Here is a 15,422-nt window from a genome sequence, read left to right as displayed (position 1 = left end):
CGAATCGTTGCCGACGCGGATGACCCCGACAGATGAAATGAACCCGAACCGGCGACATCCTGGGGAAACTCTGACTGGCAAACTCCAATTCCCATTTGTGGCGCGCTATGACCGACCCACTTCTTCTGCTAATCATTATAAGGATTTCTGAGAATGGATGAAGATTTAATTTTGGCATCCATTAACCAGTTGCAGCGACTGACGCGGGTTGACGCGCGCGATCGCTGGCGATTCTACTCTGGAGATTTACCCATTGCCGATGCCACCAACCCGGAAAACTGGTCTCATTGGCAGCCGGTGACCCTCGACGATCGCCGCTACGTCATGTGGTCTCGGGGAAAACAGGTGTTGTGGTTGGGTCAAATCTTGCACGTTCCTCCGACATTATCTGGGTATCCTTTATCGGGGTTAACATTACGGTTTACTCTGCGGTGGTGGGCGGAAGACGCACAAATCTTTGTCGATGGAAATTTGGTACAGCAGGGAGATTTATTCGACTGTTTTACCCGAGTTTTATTGCGATCGAATGTCGAAGCGGGAGCAGAAATAGCGATTGCGTTGCGGTTGGTCAGTCCGGGACACGATGATGGTGCGTTAGTGACGTCTACATTTATATACGAACGTCCGGAATTGCCTCAACTCGATCCAGGATTTGTCGCCGACGAACTTGAATGTGTTTACCGAAACCTCGAAATTCTAGAAAATTCCGATTCTCAGAAACTAGCCAACCTAATATCCGATTTAAATCGAATTGATTTTGCCACTCTTCCCGAAAATCGAGAATTCTTCGATCGAACTCTCCTCTCTCTCCACCAAAATTTAGCCTCGTTTTGCCCAAACCCTCAGCCAAAACAGTATTTACTCGGTCACGCACATTTAGATATGGCATGGTTGTGGCCGGTTGCCGAAACCTGGGAAGCGGCACAAAACACCTTTGAATCGGCATTAAATCTACAAGCCGATTTCCCCAACTTTATTTTCAGCCATTCAACCCCTGCCCTCTATGCCTGGATCGAAACCCACCGTCAAGACTTATTTAATGCCATCCAAGCTAAAGTTGCTGCCGGAACCTGGGAAGTTGCTGCCGGATTGTGGGTGGAACCGGAACTCAATATCATTTCCGGCGAATCCATCGTTCGTCAGGTTCTCTACGGACAACGCTATACCGAAGAAAAATTCGGTTGCGTTTCTAAAGTGGCGTGGCTTCCCGATAGTTTTGGCTTTTGCTGGCAACTTCCCCAAATCCTCAAACAAGGGGAAGTGGACTATTTCGTTACCCAAAAACTGCGCTGGAACGATACCACTGAATTTCCCCACGACTTATTTCTATGGCAATCTCCCGATGGCAGTCAAATCATGAGTTTAATGTCTGCCCCCATCGGTGAAGATATCGACCCAGTAAAAATGGCAACTTACGCTTTTGAATTTCAAGCCAAAACCGGGTTAAATCGATCGCTTTGGTTACCGGGGGTGGGAGACCATGGGGGCGGTCCGACGCGGGAAATGCTCGAAAGAGTCGATCGCTTGGAACAATCCCCGATCTTTGAAAACCTTGAGTTCATCACCGCTGCTAACTACCTCAAAGAAATCGAAGCAACAGCCACCTCCCCCCTACCCATCTGGAACGACGAACTGTATCTCGAATTCCATCGCGGCTGCTATACAACCCATGCCGACCAAAAGCGATCGAACCGTCGCTGCGAACAGCTACTCTATCAAGCCGAACTCTTCTGTTCCCTCGCCACCCTCGCTGCCGGGGTTCCCTACCCCAAAACTGAGTTAGAAAACGCCTGGAAGCAAGTTCTCTTCAATCAGTTTCACGATATCTTACCGGGTTCGGCAATTCCGGAAGTCTACGTCGATGCCGATCGCGACTGGCGGCAAGCCAAGCAAGTCGCCTCCCAACTCCTCGAATCCGCCTTGGCAACCCTAGGAACTTGCATTGCTTTCCCCACCCCCCCGCAACCCAACGCCCAACCCATTCTCGTCTTCAACTCCCTAAATTGGGAGCGATCGCATATCGTCGCCATCACGCACGATAACGCCGATTCAACCTGCCAAATTTTCGATGCTGCCGGACATCCCGTCCCCACCCAACTTGCTTTCGACTCGCAAATTATCTTCCTTGCACGAAGCGTTCCGGGAATTGGGTGTCAAGGGTTTTGGCTTGGAGAGAAAACGCCAGAAACCCTTAATTTGCCGTCTAAAAGGGGTATATATAGCCACACCTTCTCCGATAACAAGGAAACTTTACCAGAAAAACGAGATTCTTTCAAAACTAATAGTTTAGACCCAGAACATTGGGTTTTAGAAAATCAGTTTTTGCGGGTAAAAGTAGACCCGGACACTGGTAATTTAACGAGCATTTTTGACAAAACCCATCGAGTCGAAATCCTCGCATCCAACGGCGGCAATCAACTCCAAGCCTTTGAAGATCGAGGACAATATTGGGATGCGTGGAATATCGATCCCAACTACTCCCAACATCCCCGACCCGAACTGGAATTACAGAAAATTACCTGGGTAGAACGGGGGGAACTGCGATCGCGCCTGCGAGTGGTGCGTTCCCTGAATCGATCGCGATTTTGCCAAGACTACATCCTCGATCTCGATTCCCCCCTCCTCCAAATCGAAACCACCGTTGATTGGTACGAACGCCACGTTTTGGTAAAAGCCGCCTTTCACTTCAACCTCAACGCCGAAATTGCCACCACCGAAATGCCCTGTGGAGCCATAACCCGACCCACCCGACCGCAAACCGAAGCCGAACGAGCCAAATGGGAAGTTCCCCACCTCCATTGGGTGGATTTAACCGAAAAAAACCGACCTGCCAATCCTAAAAAATACGGGGTGAGTCTCCTCAACGATTGCAAATACGGCTGCGACATCCAACCCGACGGGTTTCGCCTTACTCTGCTGCGGGGAGCCACCTGGCCCGACCCCCAAGCAGATTTAGGAACTCATCACTTCACCTACGCCCTCTATCCCCACGCCGGAACCTGGCAAGAAGCACAGACCGTTCGTCGCGGCTACGAGCTCAATTTCCCCCTGTTGGCTCGGACTGTTGCGGCCTCTTCAAGTCGGGAAAACATCAACTCAAGTTTAGAATTTTCCGCCTATACTCAGTTTTTAAATTTATCCGCAGAAAACTTCATTATTATGGCATTAAAGCAGGCAGAATATGATTCAATGCGATGGGTAATTCGAGGATATGAGTGTCATGGAGAAGAGTCTGATTTAGAGTTTGAAAGCACATTTAACCTCGAAATCGAGCGATCGGTTAATTTACTAGAGAGATCGAAATTCGAGATTTTTCGCGCCGATCGAGACGAGGTAAATTTTCCAATTTTGCCGTGGAAAATAATCAGTTTTATTTTAATAAATGTAAATGATAAGTATTCGTAAAATCAAGACGAATATAATAGAGTTGTACGGTCCATTTTAAAAATATCCTAAAATTGAGCGGTAACTTTACCAAATGCTTCTCAGGAGTGTGATCTTGCCCAATTTTCGTCAACGCCAAAATCGATCGCATCAACGATTACAATAAACAGAATCAAACAAACCCCGCCATAGAGTGGGAAAAAAGCCGATTGCATCGGTAACGAGTACCTGCATCCCCTTGACGATCCATCCAACCCTAGCAACCCGTGACGAAACCCAACCTCACCCGCACGCCCCTCTTCGATCTCTGCCAAACCCTAAAACCCCGAACCACCGGTTTTGCCGGTTGGGAAATGCCCCTCCAGTACAGTGGCATCACCCAAGAACATCAAGCCGTGCGATCGGCCGTGGGAATGTTCGATATCTCCCACATGGGCAAATTCACCCTCGCGGGTCCCAATCTGCGATCGCAACTCCAACCCCTCGTCCCCTCCGATTTAAGTCGCTTGCAACCCGGTGCGGCCCAATACACCGTCCTCCTCAACCCCGAAGGCGGCATCCTCGACGATCTGATTATCTACTACCAAGGTCTCGATGAAGCCGGCACCGAACGGGGACTTGCCATCGTCAACGCCGCCACCTGCGAAGCCGACAAGGCCTGGATTTTAGAGCATTTACCTCCAGACATTCAATTTGAGGACATCACCCAGCAGCGCGTCCTCATCGCCCTCCAAGGACCCGAAGCCGAAAAATCCCTGCAACCCTTCATCGAAAAGAAGCTGGCCGAAATCCCCGCCTTCGGACACATCGAAGCTACAATTTTCGGTCAACCCTCCGTTATCGCCCGCACCGGCTATACTGGCGAAGACGGATTTGAAATCATGCTCAATCCCCCCGTCGGTAGAGAACTGTGGAAATCTCTCATTAATGCGGGCGTCACCCCCTGCGGCTTGGGATGCCGGGATACCCTCCGCCTCGAAGCCGCCATGGCCCTGTACGGACAGGATATCGACACCACCACCACCCCCCTCGAAGCCGGGTTGAAATGGTTGGTTCACCTCGATAGCAAAGGCGATTTTATCGGTCGGGAAGCCCTCGAAAAACAACACAAAGAGGGATTGAAGCGACGATTGGTGGGGCTGAAAATGGCAGGACGACACATTGCCCGTCATGGCTACCCGGTCCTTGCCGATGGGGAAGTCATTGGCGAAGTTACCAGTGGCGGTCCATCTCCCACCCTGGGATACCCCATTGCCTTGGCTTACCTTCCCCCCACCCTCGCCAAAATCGGTCGCACCCTCGAAGTGGAAATTCGCGGCAAAACCCACCCCGCTGAAGTGGTGAAAAAACCCTTCTACCGCCGGTCGAAGTAGAGGGAGAAACGGGAGCATTGGGGGAAACGGAAATTGTCCTCTCCCTTGTCCCCTTGTCTCCCCCTCCCCAAAAATGGGATAATAACGCAGACTCGTGAGGTTCGCGATCGCCATGAAATCACGCTCATCCACTGTTGCTGCCATTGCAGTGGCGATACTCTTAGTCGTCGTCGGCAGTCTTTACTGGCTGCGAGTCAAAACGCCCCTTTCCTTAATGGAAGGCGCACCCGTTTCCGCCCCAGAAGCGGCTATCTTCGTTCCCAAAGATGCCCCCGTGGTAGCATCGTTATTGGTCAAACCCGATCGCCTGCAAGGGTTGCGGCAAATGCGAACCCCCCTCCTCAAGCGCCGGGCATCTCACGCCGAGTTCGATCGCCTCAAACGCAGCCTCCTCGCCGACACCGACCTAGACTACGACCGCGATATCAAACCCTGGCTGGGGGATGAAATCACCTTTGCCATCACCCGCCTCGATGGAGATGGCGATCGCCGTAACGGCACTCAACCCGATTACCTAATCGCCCTCACTGTCGATGATGCTGCCAAAAGTCGAGAATTTTTAGATGCGTTCTGGCAAAACAAAGCCGCCGCCGGGGCGCAACTGGAAATTGAAGATTACAAAGGGGTCCAACTCATTTCCACCCAACCCCAGAAAAAGTTATTTTCCCTCACCTCAAAACCCCAAAAGCTCAACGTCAACCCCTTTGCCAACCCCGGTTCTAACCCCTGGGCAACCGCTACAGTTTCCGATCGCTTCGTCTTATTTGCCAACTCCACCAACGGACTGCGCCAAGCCATTAATCGCGTCCAAGCAGGAGATCTCAACCTCACCCACAGCCCCACCTACCAACAAGCCCTCGCCGCGCTCACAGATAAACGGCTGGGATTGGTTTATACCGATCCCGCTCAAATCGCCACCTGGATCGGCAAAACCCCAGCAAACTCCATCGCATCTCAAGATCGCCTCGCCCTCGCCATCGCCGCCAATCCTCAAGGAGTCCTCGCCGATACCGCTTGGCTGTCAGCACAACCGGAATCCCTCCCCGCATTCCCCACCACCACAACCGTTACCGCCTTAGAATACATTCCTCAAACCAGTGCCTTGGCCATTGCCGGTCGCGATTTAAACCAACTCTGGCAGCAACTCCAACTCGTCCTATCCCACAACCCACCCTTCTCTGGAGCGATCGCCTCAGTTATCGATCGCCTCCAAGCCAACCTCGGCATTTCCCTCTCCGAAGATATTTTTAGCTGGGTGCAAGGAGAATATGCCTTAGCCTTCATCCCCAGAAAACAGACCCAACTCGATTGGGTGTTTGTCGCCGAAACCTCCGACACCACCGCCCAATCCATGGCACACCTCGACGCAATTGCCGCCGGACAAGGCGACAGCGTCGGACCCTTTACCCTCAAAGGGGAACATCGGGTGGTAGCGTGGACGAAACTCTCCGCCGCCGAAGACGAGTCCGGTAGCGGTCCGCGCTTGCAATTAGAAGCCCAAGTTCGGGGGGTTCGCGCTCAAACCGGTCAGTACGAAATTTTAACCAATTCCATCGAAGCCATGGATAGGGTGTTTGGTGCCCCGAGAAGCGGATCGCTGCGATCTCTCGAAGATTTTGTTGCCGGATTAGGTCTTTTCCCCCCAGAAAATGACGGCTACTTGTATGCCAACTGGGAGGGTAGTAGATCTCCCCTAGAGCAACAATTCCCAGCCCTCAAATTCCTAGAAGTGGTAGGAGAATCCTTTTTCGGACATTTAAAATCCTTAACCGCGAGCAGCTACAGTGGCGAGTCGGGGATTCTGCGAACTCAGCTTTTATTCCGGTTGCGATAAATCACGTCAGGGGCGGCATCAGACATACCGGCGAGGGTGGGTGTAGAGTTTATGGTCTGGGTGGGGAATATAGCAGTCGCCATATCAGTTCGGTCACAATTGACTGTGGGCTTTGGGAGCTTCGGAGGGAAGACCTCGGCCAAATTACACAGCTATAAAGACAAAAAATATAAAGACAAAAAAACCCCAGAAATGTCGCAATTCCCAAAGGCTCTCGGGTGTGGGATGCAATTTCTGAGGCAGGTTTGACCGATTCGATCGATGGATGATGGGGCGTTTGGGACGCTCGAGATCTATCCAACTAGGAATCGAAGATCGGATTTATTGGTAATTATTTGTCTTCCTCACGATTGGCAGAAGACGATGTAGACTGGTTAGGTGCAGAACGCTGACCTCGGGAGAAAGAACGAGAAGACTGCTTGCGAAATTGCCGAGCGTATGCAAGGTTCCGAGACGCCTTTTCTTTCTTCAGATTGCGACGTTTAGACATGATGATTTCTCCATCAACACAACAACGTAAAAAACGCTTCTGGGGAAGCTTTCAAGATACAGTCGAGGGACTCCCCAGAAGCGTCAATCGATTCAATTTTAATTTTGAGGTTTAGAAGCGGCCACCACCTCTACGACCACCACCAGGACCACCGGGGCTCCTCTGTTCGCGAGGTCTGGCTTCATTGACTTTCAGGGAGCGACCCATCCATTCGGCGCCATCAAGATCGTCAATGGCTTTTTTTTCTTCCTCATCCGTCTCCATTTCGACAAATGCGAAACCACGCATACGACCGGTTTCGCGATCCATGGGGACGTGAACGCGCTTGACGCTTCCATAATCTTTGAAGACCTCGACGAGATCCTCTTTGGTCACCTCATAGGAGAGGTTGCCTACATAAATTGACATACAGTTGACGATCTCCTCGATCGGAATGGTGTAGAGAGCCAAGATGTCGGAGAAAGCCTGTCAATACCTTCGGAAACAAATCTCTCAATACTGAACAACAAACACTATCACCGATCCTTAATCTCAGTGACTATTCTAGCACCCGATCGGAAATTCGCGGATCGCGACCGAGGAACTTGAAGCCAGACCAGGATTTGAATGTGCGAGATAAGATGGATTTAATATCCTTCGATATCCGGCGCGAGTTGAGCTACGACCTCTGAAAAGACCGTTAGGGTCGGAGTATCGTTCAATTTTGAAACGCTCCCTACCGGCGTAATTACTACTACAAATTGTTGCGCGAAGATCGCGGCGAGCGATCCTCTCGGGAAATGTAATTGAGTAGAGATCCCCTCAAATTGTCATGAGTTACTTACAAGACTTCATCCCACATGGTTACCAAATATTAGAAGAACTCGGACACAACAGTTTGGGGGGAAGAGTCACCTACCGCGCCCAAAACCTCGAAACCGGTCAATTGGCTGCTATCAAACAGTTTCAGTTTGCGATCGCCCAATCGAATTGGGGCGATTACGAAAGTCTCGAACTCGAAATCGAGATGTTGCGCCACCTCAAACACCCCGGGATTCCTCGCTACCTCGACTCCTTCCCCACGGAAAATGGTTTTTGTTTGGTGCAAGAATATCTCGATGCCAAGTCCCTCGCCACACCCCGTAGTTGGACGCCGCAAGAAGTCAAAGAGATTGCATTATCGATCTTAGAAATACTCGTTTATTTGCAATCTCACAACCCCTGCGTCATTCATCGAGATATCAAACCGGAAAATATTCTCATCGACGATCTCCATCGCGTCTACCTGATTGATTTTGGTTTTGCCCGAACCGGCGGTGGAGAAATCGCTGCTAGCAGCGTGGTGAAAGGGACGATGGGATTCATGCCCCCCGAACAATTATTCGATCGCCAACTCACGGAAGCCTCAGATTTATACGGACTCGGTGCCACCTTAATTTGTTTGCTCACCGGTACCAAGTCCGTCAATATCGGCAACTTAATCGACGAAGACTATCGGGTGCGATTTCGCCATTTAGTGCCCCCCCTCAAACGGGGTTGGTTGAGTTGGTTGGAGAAACTCGTCGAACCCAAAATCGGCGATCGCTATGCCAATGCCGCCGAAGCGTTATCCGCCCTGGAAACTATCGATATCGAAGCCCTACCAAAAGTCAGAATCGATAGACCACATTTAGAATTTGCCGCCACGCGATACGGCGAGCAAGTCACTCAAAATCTAACCGTCAGCAATCCCATTCCCAACACCCTACTTTCCGGTCGTTGGGAAATTGCCCCCCACCCTAACGACTCTCCCGACAATCCCCCTTGGATTACCTTTAACCCCATTAAGCTTGAAAGTAATCGTACGATCTGCGAGATTACCGTCGATACACGCCCACTCCTTGCCAATCGCCTCTACGAACGCCAGATTATATTGCGAACGAACGCATCTCCCGAGACCTGCGATCTTCAACTAAAAGTCTACACCGCACCGCTCCCGAAACCACAACTTTTCAATGAGTTTTCTGGGGTGCGATCGACTTATCTTCTCTTCTGGACGGCGATCGGATGGCTTCTGAGTTCGGTCGTGCAGTCCAATTACTTTGTTGCCATCATACCCTGGGTATTCCTTCCAGCCATTTCCGCTTTCTTTTTTGTCGAAAAAACGGTTTTTAAAAGATCTAAACGAGTCAAGACAAAAGCTGAAAAAGTTGAAATCAAGCTGATGACATCGATGTTTGTGGCGATTTTATGTGGGGTAGCGATCGGTGTCGTTATCTCTCTATTTTTGGATCGCCCACTCCTCGGATTATTAGGGACTCAGTTGGGTGTAGTTTTTGGAGGCTTAGCAACTATCCATGGCACTTCCTCTAACTCTACTCGCTCTCCGATCGAGAAAAAGATTCGTCTTGAGAATATTCTGTCTAATCAATCATCAAAAAATGGCTGGACTGCATTCGGAAAGTTTATCTTCTTAAGCTTATGTTTTCTCGGCATCCTTTTCATCATTATGATTCTGGGCGGTATGGCATTCATCTTTGTTATGAGTGCTTTAGGAGCACCTCTTATCGCTGGAGGAATTGGAGTGGGGATGATGTTTCTATTTTTATATATGATTACTCATTTCTTCTGGTCGGGTCTTAACGTCGCAGTCGAAGCTATTGCCAATCGCGAGTTAAGTCACGGTCAATCTCCCAAAGAAGCGATAAATATCGCGCTACTCATCGCGGGTTTGGGAGTGAGCTTGGGTGTGGCGGTTCGATTGCTATTTGCCGTGGGGTTGGGGACAGAAGCTTTAAACGTGCCGATGGTTTATACCGTTATCATTGCATCTCTAGCCGCGACGGGAATTCCTTTACTCGATGCGAATATTTTCAAACCCATGCGAATTATCGATCGCTATCGTCAATCGAAACAAAAATTAATTCAACCTTAAAAGATCATGTTCTCCGAACCCACCCTGACATTTCCCAATTTTTCCAACTACGGTTACCAAATCGAACGAGAACTCGGTCATAATCGCAGCGGGGGTCGAGTCACCTATCTTGCCACCGAAATCAACACCGGACAATCCGTCGTTGTCAAACAATTTCAGTTTGCCCGTACTGGTGGTAACTGGAGTGAATATCAATCCTACGAACGAGAAATTCAGGTGTTGCGAGAACTCGATTCCCCCCAGATTCCTCGTTACTTAGATTCATTTCAAACCCCCACGGGATTTTGTATGGTGCAGGAATACAAAAACGCACCCTCCCTATCGAGTTTGACTCGCCTCACTCCCCATAAAGCCAAACAAATCGCGATCGCCGTTCTCGAAATCCTCAAATACCTGCAAAATCGCATTCCGCCGGTGATTCACCGAGACTTAAAACCCGAAAATATCTTAGTCGATGATGTTGGCAACGTTTTCCTCGTTGACTTTGGTTTCGCGCGAGCTGGTGGGGGAGAAGTGGCAGCTAGCAGCGTGGTGAAAGGAACCCTAGGTTTCATGCCCCCAGAACAAATGTTCAACCGCCAGATTACCATTGCGTCCGACCTTTATAGCCTCGGTGCAACAATAATTTGCTTGTTACTGGGAACCCCCTCCACGGAAGTGGGGAGTTTGATGGATGATGCCGGACGAATTCATTTTCGATCGCGCTTGTCGCAACTCAGTTCGGCGTTTCTCGACTGGTTGGAAAAGATGGTGGAACCCAACTATAAAAAACGCTATCCAACTGCTAAAGTCGCGCTGAACGAGTTAGTCTCGATCGAGGTTTTGCAACCGAAAAAGAAGTCTTGGATGCCGATTATTACCAGTTTTGCTGGGTTGGGACTTTTGGGATTGGGCTATTATGCTGTGGGTACTTCGGAAAGCGCAAAGGAAGCCGTTGAAGAGGTCGAAACATTAAGTACCTATCGATCGGTTATTTCCGACAGCTTACCCAGCGATCGAGAATCCATCGAATCCATCCAAAAGATAGAACTCGCTCGAACCGTCTATTTTTATCTAGAAGCCGATCGCCTCGAAGAAGAGGTCTATATTGGCACCTGTAGGGTTATCGCCCCCGGTTTTCGCTTAAAATATCAAGGCTCGTTTCCCTTAAAAACACAAAATTCGCGCTTGGAAACCTGGTGTACTTACTCCTTTAATTCTCAAGACGATAAACCCGGTACTTGGCGATTTGAGTTTCTCATTGATGAAGAACTGATTGCTAGCCAGACCCTAGAAGTTATTGACAGACCCGGAACATCAACAATTCGCTAAAATTTGGCAAATATTTCTCTCCATTCGTAGAATAGAGTGCTTCGAAGGTAACGCTTTCTCGTCATTTTTTACTTGAGCTATGTTGAGGAACGACCCTCGAGCCTTGCGGACAACTAAATTGCTGTTCGTCGAGGATTCGAGCGGGAATCACGGGGGTCATTGACGGTAAATTCGTTTCACACATATAGTGCATTTTTTTTCCTGTTTCATCAACCCAAACTACGCTACTATAGCTTTTGAGTTCCTGTTGTTGGGGCGTTGCAATTGCCATGGCAATTGCTTCTGGCGATACCCTCCCCGATTGAAAAGGGCCATGTTCGCCGATCGTCCAAATTTGATATCGATAGTTAGATGTTTCTGCCGGCAAAGCGATATTCAGTTCTTCAAGTGAATTGGCAAATTTTTCGTGCTCCAAATAATAAGCTTGTTGAGCGCGACTCATCGCACCCACATAACCTTTTCCTTCGAATCGTCTGGCTTTGCGTTCTGAATTAGCCGAAAATGAAAAATTTTTTATCCGATCGACTCGATAAATCGGTAATAAAACTGCCCCAACAATAAAATTATAAATGGCAAACTTACTCCAGAATCTGGAAGAATTAAGCCACAAAAATAGATTTTTGTTTTGATGTATGTTTGAGAGTTTCATCTTGAGAATTTATAAGATAAAAATCCAATAAATATGCGAAACTTAATATTTTTTATTTATATAAAATTATTCGTAGTATTTTTATATAGGTTGCGACAGTTAATCGTTTTGAAATCGCTCATCATCTCCAAGACTGGAAAATCCTGACCCGGTTTACGGGTTTCGCAAATTTGCGAAACGGGACGACCCTTTCCATCGAGAAAAACTATTCCGCCATAACTTCTAATTTCGGGTTGTTTGGTGCGCCCTATAACAATGACTTCGGGAGCACCCACTCCTCGATCGAAGGGTCCATTTTGAGGTCTCACCCACATTTGAAAATCGTAGTGATTTGTTTCGAGGGGTAGTCCAATTTCAAGATCCTCGAGCGAGTCTGCAAATTTCAAGTGGCTTGCGTAATAGGCTTTTTGGGCGCGAGCAGTCGCACCGATGAAAGAAACTGCTTCCGATTGCGGATCGGCACAGGTATAAAGTCTAGGAACGAGATCGCTTTGGGCAAAGATTTGATATGGGGTACAGAGGTAGAAAAATTTGAAAATATTTGTAGCCGATCGTTCGAGCCTCTCAATTTTGTAAATCGGTAGCAAAACCGCACCGATAACGCAGTTATAAATAAAAACTCGCAGCCAAAATCTAAAGCTCGTGAATTTTTGAGTCTTCTTTGAAACAGACTTAGATTGGGGAATTTCGATCGGTTCCGACGGCTTCATCGTCACTTCTGTCTCATCCTCTCAAGTCTTTGTCAGTATGGGTCTGGAACGATACCGACGATATGGGATCTAAAAAATCGAGTCTAAAAACGATCGCGAAAGTCTTTCCCAAATCGTAACAAAACCCAATCCGATCGCCCAGTCTCGAAAAGATCGCCACTCTATCCACCGACCCGAGCGCTCTTTCCGCTACAATTTGTGACAATAGCCAAAAAATCCTTGAATTCACCCATCAACTATGCTGTATCCCGTTGCGTGGCACGACGATCGCGTTTCCCTCATCGACCAAACTCGATTGCCCACCCTTTACTCGCGGGTGGAGATTCGCCGCAGCGACGATATGGCGATGGCGATTAAAACCATGATCGTGCGCGGCGCACCGGCAATTGGGGTGGCTGCTGCCTACGGAATGTATTTAGGGGCACGAGAAATCGAAACGGACGATCGCGCTGAATTTTTAACCGCCCTCGATGGCGTTGCCGATTTGTTGCGGGGAACCCGTCCCACGGCGGTGAACTTATTCTGGGCGATCGAACGGATGCTCAAAACCGCCCGCCAAACCGTGGGTTCCGTCGAATCCATTAAAACCCTGTTGCTCAAAACCGCCCAAGAGATTCAGTACGAAGATTTGCGCACCTGTCAGGCTATTGGAGATTGGGGTTTGGAGGCATTGCCCGAATCCCCCCAAAAGCTGCGAATTCTCACCCACTGTAATGCCGGGGCACTCGCGACGGCAGGGTACGGAACCGCATTGGGGGTCGTCCGTTCGGCGTGGCGGGAAGGGCGCTTAGAGCGCGTCTATGCCGACGAAACCCGTCCCCGACTCCAAGGGGCTAAATTAACCGCCTGGGAGTGCGTTCAGGAAGGGATTCCAGTGACGGTAATTACCGATAGCATGGCCGCCCACTGCATGAAGGAAGGACTCGTGGATGCGGTAGTCGTGGGGGCCGATCGAATTGCCGCCAACGGGGATGCAGCCAACAAAATCGGCACCTACAGCCTCGCCCTCGTCGCCCGCGCTCACAATATCCCCTTTTTCGTCGCCGCACCCCTATCTACGGTCGATTTCAGCCTCTCTGACGGCACTCAAATCCCCATTGAAGAACGCGATCCGGCCGAAATTTATCGAGTGGGCGACACCCAACTGACACCGCCCGGAGTCGATTTTTACAATCCGGCCTTTGATGTCACCCCCGCCGAATACATTGCGGCGATCGTTACGGAAGACGGTGCAATTCCTCCGGCGCAACTGGGAGAACAGATGCCGAAGCACCAACCAGTTTAAGGGGTTCGATCGCTGTCTTGCGAATGAGAAAAACCTGAGGGTAAACTCGTCTGGTTCTCCGATTTTCTCCAATGCTCCCGTCTATCCCGACGCTTACCCACAAAAGTATCCTAACCCTCCTGAAGATCGCGATACCTCTGTGCGCTCGAATCTAAAAATTTGCACAAAATTGAGAGTTTGGAGTAGGCTATCTAGTAAAATTGTCATCCGACCCAATCGCTAGAGCGGGCAAAAATGAAATTTTATAAATTCACCCTTTTTTAAGTTTGTACCTTGTCTGCGATCGCGATTTACCCTGGCAGCTTCGATCCGATTACCTTCGGTCACCTCGACATCATCGAGCGAGGATGTAACTTGTTTGACAAAGTTATCGTTGCCGTGGTAACAAACCCCAATAAAAAATCACTCTTTAGCGTGAGCGATCGCATCCGTCAAATTCGTTTGAGTACCTCTCACTTAACCAATGTAGAAGTCGATAGCTTTGACGGTCTTACGGTAAACTACGCTAAAATTCGCCAAGCGAACGTCTTATTACGGGGATTGAGAGTTCTCTCGGATTTTGAGATGGAGCTGCAAATGGCTCACATTAATAAAACCCTATCGGAACAAGTCGAAACCGTATTCCTTGCCACCCGCAACGAATATAGTTTCTTGAGCAGTAGCGCGGTCAAAGAGGTGGCCAAATTTGGCGGACCGGTCGATCGTTTTGTTCCTCAATCAGTTGCGTTGGATATATACAAATGTTACGTCAGGACTCAACCGGGATCGAACCCAACTCAAACGGAGCCACAGATCGGAGCGAACCTGCCCCAGGTGGAGTCCCCGTAGGAGATGCAACGCGCGATCGAGGCATCGATATTCAACGGGAACTCAACCGCCTCGAAGAGATCGTCCTCGATAGTCCGCGCATCCCCTTCTCGCGGCGAACGCTCATCGACGAAGAGCAAATTCTCGATATCCTCGATGCCATTCGCCTCAACCTACCCACCGCCTTCCAAGATGCAGAAGAAGTGGTGCGCCGTCAGGAAGAAATTCTTCAGCAAGCGGAACAGTACGCTCGGGAAATCTTGAATGCAGCGGAGCATCAAGCCTCCGGAATTCTCGATGAAATGGGCATCGTCCGCCACGCCAAAGAAGAAGCCGATCGCATCCGGCAGCAGGTCCAGCTTGACTGCGAAACCGCCCAAGAGCAGACTATTGCCGAAATCGAACGGATGAAGCAACAAGTGCAACAAGACCTCGAAGCCGCCCGCGCCCAAGCCTTAAGCGATGCTGAAGCCATCGAAACCGGGGCCGACGAATATGCCGATCGCGTCCTGCGCAATATCGAGGGGCAACTCAGCGAAATGATGCACGTGATTCGCAATGGCCGCCAGCAACTCCAACAGGAATCCGCCTATCGGATGCATCAAAAAGAGATGCACTCCGGAGGTGGGTATTCCGCAGAAAGTTGATTGAGAATGCCGTAGGGGCACAAGCATTTGGGAGAGCGA

Annotated in this window: 11 protein-coding genes; 8 read left to right on the top strand and 3 right to left on the bottom strand. The window is 49.6% G+C overall.

Annotated features, from left to right (window positions below):
* The first annotated feature begins 153 nt into the window (after nucleotides 1–153).
* From AC2215_RS25190 to AC2215_RS25180, 3 genes are all read left to right on the top strand, one after another.
* Complete coding sequence (locus AC2215_RS25190; RefSeq protein WP_486812775.1) at nucleotides 154–3,405, top strand: alpha-mannosidase; 3,252 nt, start codon at nucleotides 154–156, stop codon at nucleotides 3,403–3,405.
* Between the two features lie 245 nt (nucleotides 3,406–3,650).
* A complete protein-coding gene (gcvT, locus tag AC2215_RS25185; RefSeq protein WP_486812774.1) occupies nucleotides 3,651–4,757 on the top strand; it encodes a glycine cleavage system aminomethyltransferase GcvT in 1,107 nt (368 codons plus the stop codon).
* A gap of 112 nt (nucleotides 4,758–4,869) precedes the next feature.
* Entirely contained in the window at nucleotides 4,870–6,591 is a 1,722-nt protein-coding gene (locus tag AC2215_RS25180; RefSeq protein WP_486812773.1) for a DUF3352 domain-containing protein, read from the top strand.
* Nucleotides 6,592–7,192: 601 nt separating this feature from the next.
* Here the strand turns inward: AC2215_RS25180 and AC2215_RS25175 are convergent.
* The gene (locus AC2215_RS25175; protein ID WP_486812833.1) at nucleotides 7,193–7,489 is read right to left on the bottom strand and encodes an RNA recognition motif domain-containing protein; all 297 of its coding nucleotides are present in this window, start codon (nucleotides 7,487–7,489) and stop codon (nucleotides 7,193–7,195) included.
* Nucleotides 7,490–7,892: 403 nt separating this feature from the next.
* Between AC2215_RS25175 and AC2215_RS25170 the strand changes: the two genes are divergently transcribed.
* On the top strand, nucleotides 7,893–9,974 hold the full coding sequence (locus AC2215_RS25170) for a serine/threonine protein kinase (RefSeq protein ID WP_486812772.1): 2,082 nt from the start codon (nucleotides 7,893–7,895) through the stop codon (nucleotides 9,972–9,974).
* Between the two features lie 6 nt (nucleotides 9,975–9,980).
* Entirely contained in the window at nucleotides 9,981–11,285 is a 1,305-nt protein-coding gene (locus tag AC2215_RS25165; RefSeq protein WP_486812771.1) for a serine/threonine protein kinase, read from the top strand.
* Nucleotides 11,286–11,346: 61 nt separating this feature from the next.
* Here AC2215_RS25165 and AC2215_RS25160 read toward each other — a convergent pair whose 3' ends face one another.
* Together AC2215_RS25160 and AC2215_RS25155 are read right to left on the bottom strand one after the other, a co-directional pair.
* Nucleotides 11,347–11,934 carry a type IV pilin-like G/H family protein gene (locus tag AC2215_RS25160; protein WP_486812770.1) on the bottom strand — a complete coding sequence of 196 codons (588 nt, stop codon included), beginning with the start codon at nucleotides 11,932–11,934 and terminating at the stop codon, nucleotides 11,347–11,349.
* Nucleotides 11,935–11,990: 56 nt separating this feature from the next.
* Nucleotides 11,991–12,644 (bottom strand): type IV pilin-like G/H family protein, encoded by a 654-nt coding sequence (locus AC2215_RS25155; RefSeq protein ID WP_486812832.1) that lies wholly within the window; start codon nucleotides 12,642–12,644, stop codon nucleotides 11,991–11,993.
* 238 nt (nucleotides 12,645–12,882) lie between these two features.
* On the opposite strand from AC2215_RS25155, the gene mtnA reads away from it, so the two are divergent.
* From mtnA to AC2215_RS25140, 3 genes are all read left to right on the top strand, one after another.
* Nucleotides 12,883–13,929, top strand: coding sequence for an S-methyl-5-thioribose-1-phosphate isomerase (mtnA, locus tag AC2215_RS25150; protein WP_486812769.1), 1,047 nt, complete (start codon nucleotides 12,883–12,885; stop codon nucleotides 13,927–13,929).
* A 273-nt stretch (nucleotides 13,930–14,202) separates the two neighbouring features.
* Nucleotides 14,203–14,757 (top strand): pantetheine-phosphate adenylyltransferase, encoded by a 555-nt coding sequence (gene coaD, locus AC2215_RS25145; RefSeq protein WP_486812768.1) that lies wholly within the window; start codon nucleotides 14,203–14,205, stop codon nucleotides 14,755–14,757.
* Complete coding sequence (locus tag AC2215_RS25140) at nucleotides 14,670–15,383, top strand: F0F1 ATP synthase subunit B (RefSeq protein ID WP_486812767.1); 714 nt, start codon at nucleotides 14,670–14,672, stop codon at nucleotides 15,381–15,383. Before coaD ends, AC2215_RS25140 begins: the two co-directional genes overlap by 88 nt.
* Nucleotides 15,384–15,422 lie beyond the last annotated feature (39 nt).

It is taken from the genome of Zarconia sp., from assembly GCF_057467645.1.
Note: the sequence above shows the minus strand (reverse complement) of the source record. Positions and strands in the feature narration are given on the sequence as shown.

Bases quoted from the DNA above. Each gene is read 5' to 3' on its own strand.
- AC2215_RS25190 (WP_486812775.1), top strand. From the start codon at position 154: ATGGATGAAGATTTAATTTTGGCATCCATTAACCAGTTGCAGCGACTG.
- AC2215_RS25180 (WP_486812773.1), top strand. From the start codon at position 4,870: ATGAAATCACGCTCATCCACTGTTGCTGCCATTGCAGTGGCGATACTC.
- AC2215_RS25175 (WP_486812833.1), bottom strand. From the start codon at position 7,489: ATGTCAATTTATGTAGGCAACCTCTCCTATGAGGTGACCAAAGAGGAT.
- AC2215_RS25170 (WP_486812772.1), top strand. From the start codon at position 7,893: ATGAGTTACTTACAAGACTTCATCCCACATGGTTACCAAATATTAGAA.
- AC2215_RS25165 (WP_486812771.1), top strand. From the start codon at position 9,981: ATGTTCTCCGAACCCACCCTGACATTTCCCAATTTTTCCAACTACGGT.
- AC2215_RS25160 (WP_486812770.1), bottom strand. From the start codon at position 11,934: ATGAAACTCTCAAACATACATCAAAACAAAAATCTATTTTTGTGGCTT.
- AC2215_RS25155 (WP_486812832.1), bottom strand. From the start codon at position 12,644: ATGAAGCCGTCGGAACCGATCGAAATTCCCCAATCTAAGTCTGTTTCA.
- mtnA (WP_486812769.1), top strand. From the start codon at position 12,883: ATGCTGTATCCCGTTGCGTGGCACGACGATCGCGTTTCCCTCATCGAC.
- AC2215_RS25140 (WP_486812767.1), top strand. From the start codon at position 14,670: ATGTTACGTCAGGACTCAACCGGGATCGAACCCAACTCAAACGGAGCC.